A 17822-nucleotide genomic window follows, 5' to 3' on the forward strand; every position below is an offset into this window, starting at 1 on the left:
TACAGCGAACGCCTGATAATGCCCATGGAAAGAGCACAACCGCGTCACAGGAGTCATCATTGACATGGGGGATCGTTCACTACATTCGCGCTTGAACAGGGTGGCAGTCTGGTCATCCCGGATAGCGGATTTCCCGGTCGGGAGCAGTGGTGGAAGTCATGGTCCGGCCCGGCAAAATGGTGTGTATCCGTCGCTCTGCTCAATGGAGTTCACAACATTTAAAAGGTCTTGTTTAACAGGACTTTTTTGATTTCTAGGGAAATGATCATTCTTTAGTTGATAGTTGTTGAATGTAACCGTTCTGACAATTTGGGAGAAAAGCAGTGAGCCACCTTGGCCATGATGATTCGACCGATATTGAACGAATTATCCAGGAGTATGTACCTGGCAAGCAGGTTACATTGGCTCATCTGCTGGCCAACCCCACCGAAGAACTCTGCCACAAGGTTGGCGTGGATCACGCTGAAGCCATCGGTATCCTTACTCTCACACCAGGTGAGACCGCGATTATCGCAGGCGATGTGGCGACCAAGTTTGCATCTGTAGAGATTGGCTTTCTGGACCGGTTTTCCGGCGCACTGGTTGTGACCGGAAGTATAGGGGCAGTGGAAGAGTCCCTGAGTGCTGTACTGACCACACTGGAAACGGTCATGGGGTTTAGCGTATGTGCAGCGACACGCACCTAGGGTCTGACAAGTTGCCCACCGATTTTGCCCTGGTGGGTGAAGTCGATTGTGGTAAGACCGCCCTGATGAACGCCCTGTTGCAGAACCACGACGAGGTTCGGAAGACCCAGTCGGCGATTTTTCATGGTCAGAATGTCATCGACACGCCGGGAGAGTTTACCGAGGTTCACGCCTATTACGGTGCGCTGCTTTCGACGGTGCTGGAAGTGAACACCATCGTCTATCTCCAACCTGCCAACAGCGCCATCTTCTCCATGCCTGCCGGTTTGTTGCAGGTCTATCCGAACAAGCGAGTGATCGGTGTCATCAGTAAGGTTGATCTGCCGGATGCGGATGTCGAGAGAGCGCGTGGGATTCTGCGGGAAAACAGAGTTCCGGAACCCTACTTTGAAACGTCAACTGTCACGGGTGCCGGTGTGGCGGAGCTGCGGGCCTACCTGGCAGATCTGCGGAAGGGGCCGTTGGGAACCGCTCCCCCAAAGTATCGATTCAAGGCGGCGTGAATGAACGTCAAACGACAACACAAGTAGCGATAAAAGGTATAGCTCATGAAAACGCTGATAACCGCCGAGGATATAAGAAAACTCCATCGCGACGGCGGAGTTAAACTCGATTTCGCCATGCAGTCCATGATTATCACGCCTGAAGCGCGTGATGTGGCGAGTAAATTGGGTATCAGTATCGTGGATACCCCGCAGACCGATGGCATCTCTGCCAAAGATCCCAAACAGGCAATACGTGAAGCTGTGGAGGCCAGGCTGCCTGCCGGAAAATGTGATCCCGCACTGCTTGAGCAGCTGGTGAACAAGGCGTTGCGGGAGTTGGCGCAGGGGGCGATTGGCCCCTATTGCGAACGGGATGTATCGGATAGCGGCATTGTGCTGGTAAAGGGTGGTTCAGTCAGGTTCGGCCGCTTTGATGGGGCGCCGGGCAAGAATATCGGCCTGACCGATGTGATCGGCAGTGAAGATGGCAGTTCCATTGGCGCCGGGTTCATGCAGTGGGAGAACTCCAGTTTTCCCTGGACATTGAATTATGACGAGATAGACGTGGTGCTGGAGGGAGAGTTGCACATCACCTGTGGAGGTAAAACCTCCATCGGTAAGCCGGGTGATGTGTTCTTTATTCCCAAAGGCTCGTCCATCGAGTTCGGCACACCCAGCAAGGTGCGTTTTGTTTACATCTCCTATCCGGCTGACTGGTCGGATGCCTAGGGACCGATACGATCATGCCTAAGTTCATCACAGAATCCTGGTTGCGAGACAAGTTCGGGTTAACCCACGGCAGCGAAATTCATCTGCCCGCCGGTTCCAACCTGACCCCGTCGGCTGCCCAGTTACTGGCTGAACGGAAGATTCGCATCCGCTACCTGGACGAGGCAGGCCGGGTGTACCTGGATAAGAACAAGCAGGACAGGGGTGAGCAACTGGTACAGGTGCATCCCCTCACCGGGGGTAATCATCGCCCGGCAAACAGCTGTGCCGTCTGTAACAGCCATGTGGATAAGAAGGGTGAGCTGCTGACCCTGCTGGATTGTGATCGGCTGGTGCCGAAGACCCATCCCAGGATCAGTCTGCGCGGCAAACTCGATACCCTGATCGCCCAAACCATCGATGTTCAGACCCGGTTTGATCCCGAGCACAAATACCCGCTGCTGCACAAGCTGCTGGCGGATCTGCGCTCCTACATGGGAGATGTGCTGCGAAGTGAAGTGACCGGAGAGCAGCTCCAGCCGTTGCAGATGGGATCGCTGGATGAAGAGGCCCTACATCAGGTCTCCCATCAGCCACTCAAATTCCTGGGGCATGATCATCTGCTTCCCGACGCCTCCTATGGCGCCAATGCGGCCATGTTGAATCTTTTACGGGCCCTGTCACGGGAAGTTGAGCTGGAAGCGTGCAGGGTCTATGTGACCGACGAATTCACCCTCTCCAGGGAGGATATCGTACAGGGCCTGAATCGACTCAGTAGTGCGCTCTACGTACTGTCCATAATGACCGTGGTCAGTGAGTCTGGAGCGGTTGATAAGGTGGAAAAGGTGGTGGCCGTATGAAACTGCTGGAACAGTGCCGCGCCAATTGCAGAAAAAATCCGCAAAGGATCGTGTTTCCCGATGCGCTTGATATCCGTTTACTGCATGCAGCAAACAAATTGCAGAGCGAGGGACTGGCCCAGCCGATACTGATCGGCAATCCGTTCGAGTTGCGGGATTACGCCTCGCGCCGGGGTGCATCGATGCCCTGTTTCAGCATTGCTTATCCGGATCAATCGACCCTGTTCGAACAGTATGTAGACACCTATATGGGGCTCGGCGACAAAGAGATGAGTCGTGATGATGCCCGTCAGGCGATGCGAAACCCGCTCAATTATGGCGCCATGATGGTGCGCAACGGCCAGGCCGATATCTGTATCGCCGGCAATCTCTCCACCACCGGTGAAGTGTTACGCACCGCATTGAAGGTAATTGGCGTTGCCGAGCAGCACCGTACCGTCTCGTCGTTCTTTTTGATGACGTCTGCAGATGGCAGTGATGTACGCCTGTTCGCCGATGCCGGTGTGGTACCCACCCCGACAGTGGAACAGCTGGCGGAGATCGCCATGGATGCGGCAGAAAACTTTGAAAAACTGACGGGTGATACCGCCCGGGTGGCGATGTTGTCATTCTCCACCAAGGGGAGTTCGGATCACCCATCGGCACGGCGGGTTCGGGAGGCGTTTGAACTGGTTCATCGCAAAGCGCCTGATCTCATTGTCGATGGTGAGCTTCAGTTTGATGCGGCGGTTGTACCGGAAGTGGCCGCACGAAAAACACCGGATAGCCCGTTACAGGGGAATTCGAATGTAATGATATTTCCATCGTTGGATGCGGGAAATATCGCCTACAAGGTGGCCCAGCGATTGGGTCATTACCAGGCTCTTGGCCCTTTTTTGGAGGGGTTAAGGAAACCCATGCACGATCTGTCCAGGGGGTGCAGTGTTGATGACATTGTGGACCTGGCGGTCCTGGCATCGTGCCTGGCTACACGTTAAACGACGTTCTAGAGAGGGAAATAATCATGAATGAAGCACTCGGTATTATCGAAACCAAAGGGTTAACCGCATTGATTGAGGCATCAGATGCCATGGTCAAAGCCGCCCGGGTTGAACTGGTTGGTTACAAGCAGATCGGTAGTGGCTTGGTAACCGCGCTGGTTCGGGGTGATGTGGCGGCATGTAAGGCGGCAACAGACGCCGGCGCAGCAGCGGCTCAGCGTCTGGGTGAACTGGTCGCCGTACATGTGATACCGCGTCCCCATGATGATCTGGAATCGATTTTCCCGATCACCAGCACCGGTAAGTTATCCGGGGACAATTAACGGTTCTTTGTCTTAACAACATCCGTAAAGAGGATTACATCATGATGGAAGCATTGGGCATTCTTGAAACAAAAGGACTGACCGCATTGATTGAGGGATCGGATGCCATGGTCAAGGCAGCGCGAGTGGAACTGGTCGGTTATCAACAGATCGGTCACGGTTATGTGACGGCCCTGGTGCGCGGCGATGTGGCGGCCTGCAAGGCGGCGACTGATGCCGGAGCAGCGGCGGCGCAGCGACTGGGTGAACTGATCGCTGTTCATGTGATTCCGAGACCGCATGCGGATCTGGAGAAAATATTCCCCATTACCCCGGTAGCTCCGGCAGCCAAAAAACCAGCACCGAAGAAGACTGCGGGTTAAAGGCAGGCCGTGTCGGGCTGAGGAACAACCAAATGGATGACTGAAACATGAGACTTGCAAAAGTAGTGGGTCAGGTTGTTGCAACGGTACGCAGTGATCGACTTGGTATGGATAAGCTGACACTGGTCAGGTTTATCGACCAGGACGGTACACCGGAGGAATCGGTTTCGGTGGCGGTCGATAAATTGGGTGCCGGCGAGGGTGAATGGGTTCTGGTAGTCGGGGGTAGTTCGGCCCGAATGTCAGTGGATGGCAGTGGCCAGGTGCCGGTGGATTTGAGCATCGTGGGTATTGTCGATGAAGTAACCAGTGACGCCGGAACCCTGTTCAAGAAAAATCAATCGCAGTAGTAGATTAGGTGAGGCATAGGTATGGCACAGCAGCAGTTGGATCCGCAACAGATAGAAGCGATTGTGCGGCGAGTCATCGATAAACTGCATGCACCGCAACAGGATGGCGAACAGTATGGTGTATTCCGGTCGCTTGATGATGCAGTGGCGGCGGCAAGCGCCGCACAACGCCAAGTGCGTAACCTGGCTCAGCGGGGAGCAATTATCGCTGCTATTCGTAAGCTGGGGCACGAACATGTAAGGGAGCTGTCCGAGATGGGTGTCGCGGAGACCGGTTTCGGCCGGGTCTCCGATAAGATCATCAAGAACCAGCTGGTGATCGATAAAACACCGGGCATCGAAGCGATATATCCAATGGCAATCAGTGGCGATCACGGTTTGTCACTGGTTGAAAACGCGCCCTGGGGCGTCATCGCTTCGGTCACTCCATCGACCAATCCGTCAGCCACCATCCTGAACAACAGTATCAGTATGATCTCGGCCGGTAATGCGGTGGTTTTTGCACCCCATCCGGCGGCCAAGGCGGTCTCCCTGCGGGCTATTCAGCTGGTTAACCAGGCATCCGCCAGTGTTGGTGGTCCGTCAAACATTGTCACCTGTGTGGAGACTCCAAGCATTGACGTAGCCAATCAGCTGTTTGTCTATCCGGGGATCCGTCTATTGACGATTACCGGTGGCGACGCAGTAGTGGCGGCGGCACGCAAGGTGACCGATAAACGGCTGATTGCCGCCGGTCCGGGCAATCCACCGGTAGTGGTGGATGAAACCGCAGACATCAAACGGGCTGCCATCAGTATCGTGCAGGGGGCCTCGTTTGATAACAACATTGTTTGTGTCGATGAAAAAGAGATTATCGCCGTCGATACCATCGCCGACGAGTTGATAGACGCCCTGTGTGATAACGGTGCGGTCCTGCTGACGGAAGAGCAGGGGGAGGCGGTAGCTCAGCTGGTGCTGGCCGATTATCCGGGTCCCAACCCCAGATCCAAAGTGGAGTGGATTGGTCGGGATGCGGCAAAGATCGCAGCCGCTGCCGGCTTCAAGGTTCCCGACTCCACCCGATTGCTGGTACTGGAAACGGATCGTAAACATGCCTTCGCCCGTACCGAGATGATGTTGCCGGTGATTCCCTTGATTCGCGCAGACAATGTGGATCAGGCCATTGACTGGGCCATCGAGCTGGAGAAGGGCAATCTCCATTCCGCTGCCATGCACTCGCGCAATATCGACAATCTGTCACGCATGGCCGCAGAGATAAATACCAGCCTGTTTGTCAAAAATGGCCCCTGTCTGGCAGGTCTGGGAGCGGGTGGTGAAGGCTGGACCTCCATGACCATATCCACCCCCACGGGTGAGGGTGTGACTAACGCGTCTACTTTTGTTCGCAAGCGCCGTTGTACCTTGGTCGACGCTTTCAGGATTGTATAAGGATCAATTCATGAAGCCAGATATCACAGCCGTCAACCAGTTGCTGAACGAGGCATCAGCGATCGTTAATGACGATACCGTCGTCCCCTATGAGGGCAACGACTACAAGGTGGGGATCGATCTCGGTACCGCCGATATTCAGACCATTATACTGGATGGAAACAACCATCCAGTGGCCTGCTATCTGGATTGGTCTGACGTGGTTCGGGATGGCGTGGTGGTGGACTACTTCGGGGCCTGTCAGATTGTCAAACAGCAGTTGCAGCGCGCTAACCAGCGTCTTGGTATCAATATAGAGCAGGCGGTGACCTCATTCCCCCCCGGCACCGACTCCCGCATATCAGTCAACGTGGTGGAAGCGGCCGGTATCGAGGTCACCGATGTAGTGGATGAACCCTGCAGTGTGGCGGCCCTGTTGCAACTGGACCATGCCGCAGTGGTGGATATCGGCGGTGGTACCACCGGTACGGCCATAATTGAAAAAGGGCGTGTTGTTAAGTCGGTGGATGACCCCACGGGCGGGCACCACATTACCCTGACCCTGGCCGGCCATAACGGGCTGAACTATGAAGAGGCCGAGTTAATCAAACGCCAGGACAAGAGTGGTGATGTTCTGCAGGTGGTGCGGCCGGTTATCCAGAAAATGGCCGACCTGGTAAAGGCCCATATTGCGGAACACGCCCCGCCGGTGATCTATGTGACCGGTGGCTGCTGTGCGTTACACGGCTTCGCCCAGGTTTTCTCCAACGAGTTCCCGGATATCCAGGTGGTCATTCCGTCCCAGCCCATCTACCTGACGCCTCTGGCCATTGCGGCATTCTCAACTACCGAAACGGCTCAACTGGTTAATCGGGGGGGCTATGTATAACCAAGATACATTTCTCGATGCAGCAACAGTGGAGAGCGTTGTGGCGCAAACCGTGGATGAGCTGACGCCGAGGAATGTGTTCCACTTCAACTCCCCCAGACAGGCTGTCGTGGGTGAAGGGTCGATACTCACCATTGGAAAACTGCTGCGTCAGCAAAGGGTGAAGCATGTGTTCGCGGTGGTGGATAAGACCGTCCATGAACTTGGCCTGTTGAGCAGCACCCTGCGTTGTCTGAAGCGGGCCAATATCGACTGCACCGTCTTTAGCGGCGTCGAGCGCGAGCCAACCACCGAAGTGGTGGAGCAGGCGCTCGCCATGCTGACCCGTTGCGATGCGGATTTCGTACTGGGCTTCGGGGGTGGATCCGCCATGGATGCGGCCAAGGCAGTGGCGGTGATGAAAAGCTGTAACTGCAGCGTGGACGAACTCACCGACCCCGGTTTTGAGGGACGGCGGAGCCTCGGTCTGGGGGCCGTACCGACCACCGCCGGCACCGGTTCTGAGGTGACCGATATCAGTGTCATCCTGCATATTGATGAACGTAGGAAGTTTGTTGCCAAACTGCCGGATCTGATGCCCGACCTGGCCATTATAGATCCCGGGCTGATGCTCGGATTGCCTCCCCTGATTACTGCGGCCACCGGCATCGACGCCTTGACCCATGCCATCGAATCCTACGTTTCCGCCAGTGCCAATCCACTGACAAGGGCGCTGGCCACCTCAGCAATTACCGGCATACACAATGAACTGCCGACGGCCGTGGGAAGTGGCGGCTGTATGCCGGCCAGGCTGGGGATGGCAGTCGCTGCCTACAAGGCCGGGTTGGCATTCTGCAACGCCGGACTCGGATTGGTGCATGCAATAGCGCATCAGGTGGGCGCCCAGTACGGCATACCCCATGGCGTGGCCAACGGCATTCTGCTGCCCTATGTAATGGAGTTTAACGCCCTGGTGTGCCGCAGCCAGTTTGCAGCCATTGCCCAGGCCATGGGTGTGGCGCGGGAAAGTATGAATGAACGTGAACAGTGTGACGCCAGCATTGCGGCGGTACGCCAGTTATTGAGAGATATCGGATTACCTGAAAGCCTCTCGGATTACGGTGCACGGCTGGATGATTTTAGTGAATTGGCGAACGAGGCTTTGCAGGATATCTGTGTTGAATCTAATCCGCGTAACGTTACCAAAGCAGACGTTATGCAGCTGTTAGAAAGAGCCACAAGCTGAAACCCAACGTCGACAAGACGGGGAGAAGATCATGGGAATGTTAAATCAGATAATTCTATACATCATGATGACCTTCATGGTCATAGGCGCGCTGGATCGCGTATTCCAGCAGTTCGGGGGGGCGGAAGCCGTCCTGGACAAGATTGGCCTGGGCAAACTGGGCAAAGCCATAGGAGGTGCTGGCGATCAGTTTGAAGAGGGATTTAACGCCATGGGTGCCCTGGCGCTTGCGATGGTGGGTATTATCGCAATCGCCCCGGTGCTCGCCAAGGTACTCTCTCCCATCGTTGTACCCATCTATACCTCTCTGGGCGCAGACCCCGCCATGTTTGCCACCACGCTGTTGGCGAACGATATGGGTGGCTACTTCCTGGCCAAGGAGATGGCCACCGGTGCAGATGGTGTCATTAACTACGGCGCCTGGATGTACGCCGGCCTGATACTGGGTGCCATGCTCGGTCCGACCATCGTGTTCTCCATCCCCGTGGCAGTGGGCATTATCGATGTGAAGGACAGGCCCTACCTGGCAGCCGGTGTATTGGCGGGTATCGTCACCATTCCCCTCGGCTGTATAGCGGGCGGACTGGGTGCCATGGCCTCCAACGTCATGATTCCCGGAACCGATCAACTGGTGGAGTTTAATCTGCCGTTGATCTTTATGAATCTCATACCGGTGATCATCGTATCGGCCCTGATCGCAACAGGATTGTGGTTGATACCCGACCGTATGATCAACGGCTTTTCAATCTTCGCCAAGTTCCTGGTGGCCTTTATTACCATCGGCCTGATGGCGGCGGTACTGGAGCGGACGGTTGGAATTACCTTGATACCCGGTATGGATCCCATCTTTATGGTCGAGGGAGATGTGCCCGGTGTGGATATGCGCGCCATCGAAGTGATTGGTTCTATCGCCATTATTCTGCTGGGTGCCTACCCGATGGTGTTGTTGCTGACCCGCTGGTTTGAGAAGCCACTGCTGAAAATGGGCAGCATGCTCGATGTCAATCCGACCGCAGCAACCGGCCTGATTGCCACACTGGCAAACAATATCCCGATGTTCCAGGTGATGAAGGATATGGATGCCCGGGGCAAGATTCTCTGTTCCGCATTTGCGGTCAGTGCTGCCTTTACTTTTGGTGATCATCTCGGTTTCACGGCAGCCAACAAGCCAGACATGATCATGGCGGTCATTATCGGCAAGCTGGTAGGTGGTATTACCGCGGTCCTGTTTGCCATGTTGCTGTCCAAGAAGATGATTGCATCGATTGATAAGTCAGCGGCAAAAGCCGGTAACAATGAACCGAAGCAGGAAGCAGAGGTAACCAGTGAACCGTAAAACGGTACACAGTGTGGGTGTGGATATCGGCACCACGACAACACAGCTGATATTTTCACGCCTGGGAATGGTTAATCGTGCGCCGGTTACTCAGGTGCCCCGCTACGAGTTTATCGAGCGCGCGATTACCTTCCAAAGCCCCGTCATACGTACGCCACTAACCGAAGAGGGAATAGTGGACGTACAGCGGGTGCAGGAGTTTATCGATCTGCAATTGAAAGAAGCCGGGCTCACGCTGGACGATATAGAGACCGGTGCCATTATCATTACCGGTGAAACATCCAAAGCCAGGAACGCCCGGGATACGGTGATGGATCTGGCCGCAAAGCTGGGTGATTTTGTCGTTGCCACGGCCGGCCCCAATCTGGAGTCGGTCATTGCGGGGCGGGGTAGTGGCGCAGGTGAATACTCCAAGAAAAATCATGCGCGGGTGCTGAATATCGATATAGGCGGCGGTACCAGCAACTACGTGATTTTCGACAGTGGCAAAACGGTGGAGACGGCCTGCCTCAACGTGGGTGGCCATCTGCTGGAGACCGATTTAAACGGGCGGGTAACCAGAATTCGTAAACCGGCCCTGGGGGTGATAACGGAACTGTTTGGTGAGCAGTTGTCGGCAGATCGCCTGGACATGGATAAGTTGGAAAAGATTGCTGACCGGATGGCTGGCTTGATAGTGGAAACGATCGATGGCTGTCATTCGGAACTTTGCAGCAGCCTGTTGATGACGCCCGCATTGAAACCGGATCAACGTCTGGACGCGGTATTTCTGAGTGGTGGTGTGGGGGACTGTTTTTATCAATTGAAGGATAGAGAGCTGGGTTCGTTTGACTGGCAGGATATCGGTGTTCTGCTGGCCCGGTCGCTCTATGCAAATCAGCGCCTGGCAGAATATAAACTGAAGCAGCCCCAGCACACGCTGCAGGCGACCGTCATTGGCGCCGGCACCTATACACTCTCCCTGTCAGGAAGCTCCATCTGGTTGAATTCAGAGGATCTGCCAATACGGAATATTCCCGTTCTACAACCCAATATCGATTGGTCGAGCACGCCCTCCGATGTCTCTGAGCAGGTGGTCAATGCCGGGCATCGCCTCGACCTTAATCTGACCGAAGACCGTTACGCTATCGCCTTTGATGCAAGTATGCCGATTAACTACGAAGCCGTCAGTAGCAGTGCGCGGCAGTTGGCCAACTTCTATCAGCAACACGGTAATCACAATGCTCCACTCATCATAGTGACGGAGAATGATCTGGGAAAAGTTCTCGGCATGGAGCTGCAGCCACTGATAAACCCACAGCAACTGCTGGTGATTGATGAGGTGCGCACGGGAGAAGGCGATTACATTGATATAGGCCAGAGCTTCTTCGGTGGTGAAGTAGTACCACTGACCATCAAGTCCCTGGCATTTCCTGCTTAGGAGGTAATTCATGAAATTACGGACAACACTATTCAACCAGGTCTACCAGTTTCGAGACGTAAAGGATGTACTGGCGAAGGCCAATGAGCTTCGATCCGGCGACGTGCTTGCCGGTGTGGCCGCGTCATCAGCACAGGAGCGGGTGGCCGCAAAACAGGTGCTCAGTGAGATGCGCCTGGAGACTTTAAGGGAAAACCCGGTTGTACCCTATGAAGAGGATGCGATCACCCGTGTCATTCAGGACTCGGTGAATACGGCGATCTATGAAGAGATCAAAAACTGGACCGTGAGTGAGTTGCGGGAGTATATCCTGGATGACACACCGACCCACGAGGATTACGAGCGGTTACGCCGCGGCCTGACGTCCGAGATGGTCGCAGCGGTCTGCAAGATCTGCTCGAATGCCGACCTGATGGTGGGAGCCAAAAAGCTCTATGTGGTATCTAAAGCTAACTGTACCACCGGATTGCCGGGCCGCTTCTCCTCCCGTCTGCAACCGAACGATACCCGGGATGATATCGACAGTATCATCGTACAGACCTATGAGGGGCTCTCCTACGGTTGTGGTGATGCGGTGATTGGAGTCAATCCGGTGACCGAATCAGTGGAGAACACCCGGCGGATTCTGGAAGCGATCAAGGAAGTGACCGATAAGTGGGATATTCCCACCCAGGGCTGTGTGCTGGCCCATGTCAGCAACCAGATGGAAGCGATTGAAAAGGGTGCACCGGGTGGCCTGATATTCCAAAGTCTGTCCGGAACTGAAAAGGGCCTGGCGGAGTTTGGTGTCACTGTCGAGTTGCTCGACGAGGCCTATGAACTGGGCAAGCACTACTGCAAGTTGGCTGGCCCCAATATGATGTATTTTGAGACCGGCCAGGGTACCGCCTTGTCTGCTAACGCCCATCATGGTGCCGACCAGGTGACCATCGAGGCGCGCAATTACGGACTGGCCAAACGTTACAACCCCCACATGCTTAACACGGTGGTCGGTTTTATCGGTCCCGAGTATCTGTTCAATCATCAACAGATCACCCGGGCTGCCCTGGAAGATCACTTCATGGGCAAGCTCACCGGTATACCCATGGGCTGCGATGCCTGCTACACAAACCACGCCGATACCGACCAGAACTCGAATGAAAACCTCACTGTGCTTCTGGCAGCGGCCGGTTGTAACTATGTGATGTCTCTGCCTTTGGGCGACGACATCATGCTCAACTACCAGACCACGGGGTATCACGACGTCGTTACCGCACGACGGTTACTCGGCTATCGTCCGGCGCCGGAGTTTGAAGCCTGGATGGAGCGCATGGGGCTGATGGAGAATGGCGAACTGACGGCTCGCGCCGGAGATCCATCCATATTCTTTGATTGAGGGTAATGACAATGGACGAACAGAGTATTCAAACTATTGTGAACTCGGTGTTACGTGAACTGGGTGTGAATGATGTGAAGCCGGGTAAGGTGACAACGATTGACAGCTCGGTGGGAAACGCCGGGCAGGGCGCGGCTGCAGATGCTGTACAGGTGGATGATGGCGAGAGTCTGGAAGATCTGAGTCAGAAGAAGTTCATCCGCTGGAACGGGATCAGGAATGCCCACAATCCCAGTGTCAATGATGACATGATCAGCCAGACGGCCGCCCGGGTATGCCAGGGCCGTGCCGGTCCACGACCACGGACGATCTCCCTGCTGCGCTTCATTGCTGATCACTCCCGCTCCAAGGATACCGTGGTTAAGGAGATTACGCCGGAGTGGCTGGCCAAACATGATATGTGGGAAGTGCAGTCACAGGTGACGGATAAGAATGAGTATCTGACCCGCCCCGACCTGGGTCGCATGCTCTCGGATGAGAGCAAAAAAATCGTCATGGAGCGTTGTAAGAAAGCACCACAGGTTCAGGTGGTGGTTTCCGATGGCCTGAGTACGGATGCGGTGACCAACAACTACGACGAACTGTTACCACCCTTGCTGAAGGGACTCAAGAATGCCGGTTTTGACGTGGGTACTCCCTTCTTCCTGCGCTATGGCCGGGTCAAGGCACAGGATGAGATCGGCTACATGTTGCAGGCGGAGGCGAACCTGCTGCTGATCGGCGAGCGTCCGGGACTGGGCCAGTCGGAGAGCCTGAGCTGTTATTGCGTTTACAAGCCTACCCCGGAAACCGTGGAGTCCGACCGCATGGTGATCTCCAATATTCATTCGGGAGGAACGCCTCCGGTTGAGGCGGCGGCTGTAATTGTTGATCTGACCAAGAAAATGCTGGAGCAGAAGGCGAGTGGACTGAAGCTTAAACGCTGAGTCTCCACCATCAGTTTCACGACAAGAGACCAAGGACAAATAGCATGAGTGTATTAGACGAAATCAGAGCATCGGTACTTGCGACTCGGGTCATCGCCTCGGTAGATCAGGGTATGGCCGAGCAGTTCAAGTTGAAGAGCAACCAGCGTTGCATCGGTATGCTGACCTCGGATTGTGACGATGTGACCTATGTCGCGCTCGATGAGGCCACCAAGGCCGCTGAGGTGGAAGTGGTGTATGCGCACTCCTTCTACGCCGGCGCCGCGCACGCCTCCGGCCCGTTATCGGGTGAGATTATCGGCATCCTGGCGGGACCAGGGCCGGCTGACGTTCGGGCCGGATTGCAACGGGCAAGAGAGGTGATCGAGAACGAGGCGGCTTTCAAGGCAGCTAATGAAGATGGCAGCCTGGCGTTCTTCGCCCACCTGGTGTCTTCCACCGGTAGTTATCTCTCCAAAGAGGGCGGTGTACCAAGGGGCCAGGCGCTGGCCTATCTGATTGCACCACCGTTGGAGGCGATGTACGGGATGGATGCGGCCCTGAAAGCGGCGGATGTGGAGGTGGCCACTTTCTTCGCACCACCTTCTGAAACCAACTACGGCGGTGGCTATCTGACCGGAACCCAAGCCGCCTGTGGTGCCGCCTGCGCGGCATTCCAACAGGCCGTGCTGGATGTTGCCGGCATGCCCATTGATATCTAGCGGGTCTGGAATGAATCGTGAACGGGTTACAGGATAAGGTACGACAGGCGGGCGTTGTGGGTGCTGGTGGAGCCGGCTTTCCCTGCTACGTCAAAATTGCCACGCAGGCGGATCTGTTGATCGCCAACGGCGCCGAGTGTGAACCGCTGCTCAACAAGGATCAGGTGGTGATCCAGCAGTTCACCGAGGAGTTGCTGGGGGGCATGAAGTTGCTGATGGAGCATATCGGCGCCCGCCGCGCTGTTTTGTGCATCAAGGAGAAACATCAGGATTCGATCAATCATATCAAGCCGTTGTTACCGGCCGATATGGATCTGAAGATCATGCCCAATGTCTATCCTGCCGGTGATGAGTATGAACTGGTGTACGAAGTGACCGGGCAGCGCATTCCGGCGGGCGGCTTACCCAAGGATGTGGGGGTGCTGGTGCAGAATGTGGAGACACTGATGAATGTGTATGCCGCATCCCGTGACAAACCGGTGACCCATACCATGTTAACGGTGCATGGAGAGGTGGAGCGTCCGTTTACCGCCTGGTTACCCATCGGCATGTCCTACGCGGATGTGCTGCAACTGGCGGGCGCCATAAGCTGTCAATCGCCGGTGATTATCGAAGGTGGTGCCATGATGGGTTCGATCGAGCGGGATCTCTCCACGCCCATTACGGCCATGACCAGCGGCCTGTTGGTGATGCCGGCGGAGTCCCACCTGGTGGTCCGGAAATCGGAATCGGAACAGGCCTTCAGGCGGATCGGTAAATCGGCCTGTGACCAGTGCACCCTGTGCACAGAGATGTGTCCGCGCTATCTGTTGGGCTACCCGATTCAGCCACATCTGGTGATGCGTTCCTTACTGACCACGGACCCCCTGAGTGAAACGCTGTCGCTGTATGCCCAGGCCTGTTGTGAATGTAATGTATGTTCACTCTGGTCCTGTCCGGAACAACTCAACCCCTGCGCAGTCTGTGCGGCCACCAAACGGGATCTGAAAGCCAATGATATGTGGCAGACGGCACAACAGCTGCAGGAACAGACCCGGCCGGTCCACGGTATGCGTGAGTATCGGGGCGTGCCTACCGAGCGTCTGGTCAAGCGTCTGGGCCTATACGAATATGACCATCGGAGTGCGCCCTGGCTGGATGTTAAGGATGTTCCCGAGCGGGTGACCATCTCACTGCATGCGCGCATGGGTGCCCGACCGGCGCCCACGGTCAAAGTGGGTGACAAGGTGAAAATGGGTGACGTGATTGCGGCACCACCTGAAGATGCCATGGGAGTGCCTTTACACGCCAGCATCACTGGTACGGTGGTTGGGATTGGTGAAATGATTGAAATTGAGCGCGGCGGAAACTGATTATGGGTAAAAAAAGCGCTATCGGTATGATCGAGATGAACTCCATTGCCAAGGGTTACGCAGTGGGGGATGCCATGTTGAAAGCGGCCGATGTGGAGATACTGTTTAACCGAACCATCTGTCCGGGAAAGTTTATGGTGATGGTGGCCGGTGATGTGGCAGCGGTGGAGTCGGCCATGGATGCGGGCCTGCATCTGGGTAGCGAAACCATTGTGGATGAACTGGTGATACCCAACGTGCACCCTTCGGTGTTTGGGGCCATCAGCGGAACCCGGGTGATAGAGAAGACCGCAGCGCTGGGGATTATTGAAACATTCTCGGTCGCATCCATTATCGAGGCGGCCGATGCGGCGGTGAAGGCGGCCAATGTGGAGCTGATTGATGTTCACCTGGCCATGGCCATTGGCGGCAAGGGGTATGCCACCCTGACCGGCGATGTGGCCGCGGTAACCGCCGCTGTGGATGCCGGTACCGATTTTATACGGGCCAAGGGCGTGCTGGTGGAGAAGGTCGTGATACCGCAACCCCGGGAAGAGATACTGCGGGACAGGGTCTGATCTGGCCTGTTGCGACTGGCCGGGCGATCAGGCCCTGAACGTACCGCCGTCGTTTACCACTTCCCGACCACGTAACCCAGCTGCTCCGGCAACCAGAGGGCAATCCCCGGAATCAGCATCACCAGCAACAGGCTGCAAGCCATGGCGGCGATGAAGATCATGGCCCAGCCCAGGGTGTGTTCCAGCCGGACATTGGCGATCCGGGTGGTCACCATCAGATTGACCGCTACCGGTGGTGTGAACTGACCGATAGCGATATTCATGGCCAGCAGAATACCGAACCAGATCGGGTTCCAGCCGAAGTGGTTCATCATCGGCAGAATGATCGGGATCAGGATCAGGTAGATCGATACCGCATCCAGCAGCATTCCGGCAATCAGTACCAGAATCATCACCAGGCCCAGCAATACCCAACTGCTATCTGACAAAGAGAGTAATCCTTCCGCCAGATGCTGGAAGGTACCGAGGGTGGTACCTGCCCAGGCAAAGATGCCCGCCAGCGCAATAATGAACATCACCACACCCGAGGTGACCGCCGCTTCGGTCATCAGATTAAACAGGTTGCCGAAGCTCAGGTTTCGGTAGATGACGCTGCCTACGATCACGCCGTATGTGACCGCCACCACCGCCGCTTCGGTAGGGGTGAAGAGTCCGGAACGCAGGCCACCCAGAATAATGACCGGAGCAAACAGCGCGGGCAAGGCCGCCTTGAAGCTGGGCCAGAACGGCGGCCGCTCAGATACCTCGGGATTCTCCCAGCCAAATTTCCGGGACAGGTACAGAGCCGGCACCAGCAGGGAAGCGCCGGCCAGAATGCCGGGGAACAGTCCGGCGGCAAACAGGGCCCGCAGATCCACGCCTGGTACCACGATGGAGTAGAGAATCAGCGCAATCGACGGTGGAATCAGAATCGCGGTTGATGAAGAGGCGGCGATCAGCGAGACGGAGAAGGGGGGTGGATAACCCGCCTTACGCATACTGGGTAGCATCACCATGGCCACGGCCGCCGCATCCGCCGGGCCGGAACCACTCATACCACCCATGATCAGGCAGACCAGCACGGTGACCACCGCCAATCCGCCATGCCGTGGACCGATCACCGACTGGGCGAAACGGACCAGGCTGGCCGCTACCCCGGCGCGTTCAAAAATCAGCCCGGTAAGAATGAACAGGGGGATGGCGATCAGGGGATACTTGGCGACGCTGTTGTAGGTGTTGGTTCCCAGTGTCGCTAGCATGTCCGGGGAGAGTCCGGCCAGAATGCCGACCACACCGCCAAAGCCCAGTGCAATGGCCACCGGCATGCCCAGCAGCAGTGACAGCAGAAAGCTGCCGATCATCAGCAGATCAGGACTCATGGATCACCGCCGGACCATCTTTGCCTTGCAGACGATCACGCAGATTCTGTGTCATGCGGATCATGATGGCCCCCGACAGCAGCGGCAGCCAGATAACATATATCCAGTTCGGTAGTCCCAGACCGGGAGAGAGGGACTCCCACTGGTATTCCTCCAGGGCGAACTTGCCCCCATACCAGCAGGTCACCCCCATCACAACCATCCCGGCCAGCCACTGCAGTACAAAGACGGTTTTCCTTGCGCCGACCGGCAGGTGGTGTTCGATTAATTCAATACGGATATGCTGATTATGGCGCGAGGCCACCGCAGCTCCCGCGAAGGTCAGAATTACCAGAAAGAAGACCGAAAACTCCTCGGTGAATGCAAATGAGGCGTCTGTGGCGTAACGAATAATCACATTGCCCAGACTGATCAGACAGATAGCAATCAAAGAGAGGCTTGCCAACCAGGCCTCGGGCCTGAACTTGGGGGGACGGACAGACATGGTAACTCCGGTACAGACAACGACGCCCGCCGGATGGC

Annotated in this window: 20 protein-coding genes; 18 read left to right on the forward strand and 2 right to left on the reverse strand. The window is 55.9% G+C overall.

All coding sequences use genetic code 11. From position 1 onward, the window contains the following. Positions 1-323 precede the first annotated feature (323 nt). The 18 genes from eutS to AAY24_RS03120 are packed head-to-tail and all read left to right on the forward strand — an operon-like array spanning position 324 to position 15942. Positions 324-686: an ethanolamine utilization microcompartment protein EutS gene (gene eutS, locus AAY24_RS03035; protein WP_046858431.1), complete on the forward strand. Its 363-nt coding sequence runs from the start codon at positions 324-326 to the stop codon at positions 684-686. Beyond that, on the forward strand, positions 665-1189 hold the full coding sequence (locus AAY24_RS03040) for a EutP/PduV family microcompartment system protein (protein ID WP_046858432.1): 525 nt from the start codon (positions 665-667) through the stop codon (positions 1187-1189). The genes eutS and AAY24_RS03040 overlap by 22 nt, the downstream gene beginning before the upstream one ends. Positions 1190-1234: 45 nt before the next feature. Continuing rightward, the gene (eutQ, locus tag AAY24_RS03045; RefSeq protein ID WP_046858433.1) at positions 1235-1900 is read left to right on the forward strand and encodes an ethanolamine utilization acetate kinase EutQ; all 666 of its coding nucleotides are present in this window, start codon (positions 1235-1237) and stop codon (positions 1898-1900) included. Positions 1901-1914: 14 nt separating this feature from the next. Then, the gene (eutT, locus tag AAY24_RS03050; protein WP_046858434.1) at positions 1915-2739 is read left to right on the forward strand and encodes an ethanolamine utilization cob(I)yrinic acid a,c-diamide adenosyltransferase EutT; all 825 of its coding nucleotides are present in this window, start codon (positions 1915-1917) and stop codon (positions 2737-2739) included. Continuing rightward, positions 2736-3716 carry a phosphate acetyltransferase gene (gene pta / locus AAY24_RS03055; protein ID WP_046858435.1) on the forward strand — a complete coding sequence of 327 codons (981 nt, stop codon included), beginning with the start codon at positions 2736-2738 and terminating at the stop codon, positions 3714-3716. Before eutT ends, pta begins: the two co-directional genes overlap by 4 nt. A gap of 23 nt (positions 3717-3739) precedes the next feature. After that, positions 3740-4042, forward strand: a complete 303-nt coding sequence (gene eutM / locus AAY24_RS03060; RefSeq protein ID WP_234422272.1) for an ethanolamine utilization microcompartment protein EutM — start codon at positions 3740-3742, stop codon at positions 4040-4042. A 41-nt stretch (positions 4043-4083) separates the two neighbouring features. Further along, the gene (eutM, locus tag AAY24_RS03065) at positions 4084-4404 is read left to right on the forward strand and encodes an ethanolamine utilization microcompartment protein EutM (protein ID WP_199930478.1); all 321 of its coding nucleotides are present in this window, start codon (positions 4084-4086) and stop codon (positions 4402-4404) included. 47 nt (positions 4405-4451) lie between these two features. Beyond that, positions 4452-4754 (forward strand): EutN/CcmL family microcompartment protein, encoded by a 303-nt coding sequence (locus tag AAY24_RS03070; protein ID WP_046858437.1) that lies wholly within the window; start codon positions 4452-4454, stop codon positions 4752-4754. Positions 4755-4775: 21 nt separating this feature from the next. Continuing rightward, positions 4776-6182: an aldehyde dehydrogenase family protein gene (locus AAY24_RS03075; protein ID WP_335337206.1), complete on the forward strand. Its 1407-nt coding sequence runs from the start codon at positions 4776-4778 to the stop codon at positions 6180-6182. A 10-nt stretch (positions 6183-6192) separates the two neighbouring features. After that, the gene (gene eutJ, locus AAY24_RS03080; protein WP_046858438.1) at positions 6193-7050 is read left to right on the forward strand and encodes an ethanolamine utilization protein EutJ; all 858 of its coding nucleotides are present in this window, start codon (positions 6193-6195) and stop codon (positions 7048-7050) included. Next, a complete protein-coding gene (locus AAY24_RS03085) occupies positions 7043-8275 on the forward strand; it encodes an iron-containing alcohol dehydrogenase (RefSeq protein ID WP_046858439.1) in 1233 nt (410 codons plus the stop codon). The genes eutJ and AAY24_RS03085 overlap by 8 nt, the downstream gene beginning before the upstream one ends. A 37-nt stretch (positions 8276-8312) precedes the next feature. After that, positions 8313-9611, forward strand: coding sequence for an ethanolamine utilization protein EutH (eutH, locus tag AAY24_RS03090; protein WP_335337207.1), 1299 nt, complete (start codon positions 8313-8315; stop codon positions 9609-9611). Continuing rightward, positions 9601-11031 carry an ethanolamine ammonia-lyase reactivating factor EutA gene (locus AAY24_RS03095; RefSeq protein WP_046858441.1) on the forward strand — a complete coding sequence of 477 codons (1431 nt, stop codon included), beginning with the start codon at positions 9601-9603 and terminating at the stop codon, positions 11029-11031. The genes eutH and AAY24_RS03095 overlap by 11 nt, the downstream gene beginning before the upstream one ends. Before the next feature lie 10 nt (positions 11032-11041). Then, the gene (locus AAY24_RS03100; RefSeq protein ID WP_046858442.1) at positions 11042-12406 is read left to right on the forward strand and encodes an ethanolamine ammonia-lyase subunit EutB; all 1365 of its coding nucleotides are present in this window, start codon (positions 11042-11044) and stop codon (positions 12404-12406) included. Between the two features lie 11 nt (positions 12407-12417). Beyond that, positions 12418-13332, forward strand: coding sequence for an ethanolamine ammonia-lyase subunit EutC (eutC, locus tag AAY24_RS03105; protein ID WP_046858443.1), 915 nt, complete (start codon positions 12418-12420; stop codon positions 13330-13332). Between the two features lie 44 nt (positions 13333-13376). Further along, positions 13377-14033 carry an ethanolamine utilization microcompartment protein EutL gene (eutL, locus tag AAY24_RS03110; RefSeq protein WP_046858444.1) on the forward strand — a complete coding sequence of 219 codons (657 nt, stop codon included), beginning with the start codon at positions 13377-13379 and terminating at the stop codon, positions 14031-14033. Between the two features lie 17 nt (positions 14034-14050). Continuing rightward, positions 14051-15385, forward strand: coding sequence for a 4Fe-4S dicluster domain-containing protein (locus tag AAY24_RS03115; RefSeq protein ID WP_046858445.1), 1335 nt, complete (start codon positions 14051-14053; stop codon positions 15383-15385). Between the two features lie 2 nt (positions 15386-15387). Further along, positions 15388-15942 carry a BMC domain-containing protein gene (locus AAY24_RS03120; RefSeq protein WP_046858446.1) on the forward strand — a complete coding sequence of 185 codons (555 nt, stop codon included), beginning with the start codon at positions 15388-15390 and terminating at the stop codon, positions 15940-15942. 53 nt (positions 15943-15995) lie between these two features. Here AAY24_RS03120 and AAY24_RS03125 read toward each other — a convergent pair whose 3' ends face one another. Then, positions 15996-17300 (reverse strand): TRAP transporter large permease, encoded by a 1305-nt coding sequence (locus tag AAY24_RS03125; protein ID WP_046858447.1) that lies wholly within the window; start codon positions 17298-17300, stop codon positions 15996-15998. Further along, complete coding sequence (locus tag AAY24_RS03130) at positions 17290-17784, reverse strand: TRAP transporter small permease (RefSeq protein ID WP_046858448.1); 495 nt, start codon at positions 17782-17784, stop codon at positions 17290-17292. Before AAY24_RS03130 ends, AAY24_RS03125 begins: the two co-directional genes overlap by 11 nt. Positions 17785-17822: the final 38 nt, after the last annotated feature.

The sequence above is a fragment of the Sedimenticola thiotaurini genome, from assembly GCF_001007875.1.
Lineage (GTDB): Bacteria > Pseudomonadota > Gammaproteobacteria > Chromatiales > Chromatiaceae > Sedimenticola > Sedimenticola thiotaurini.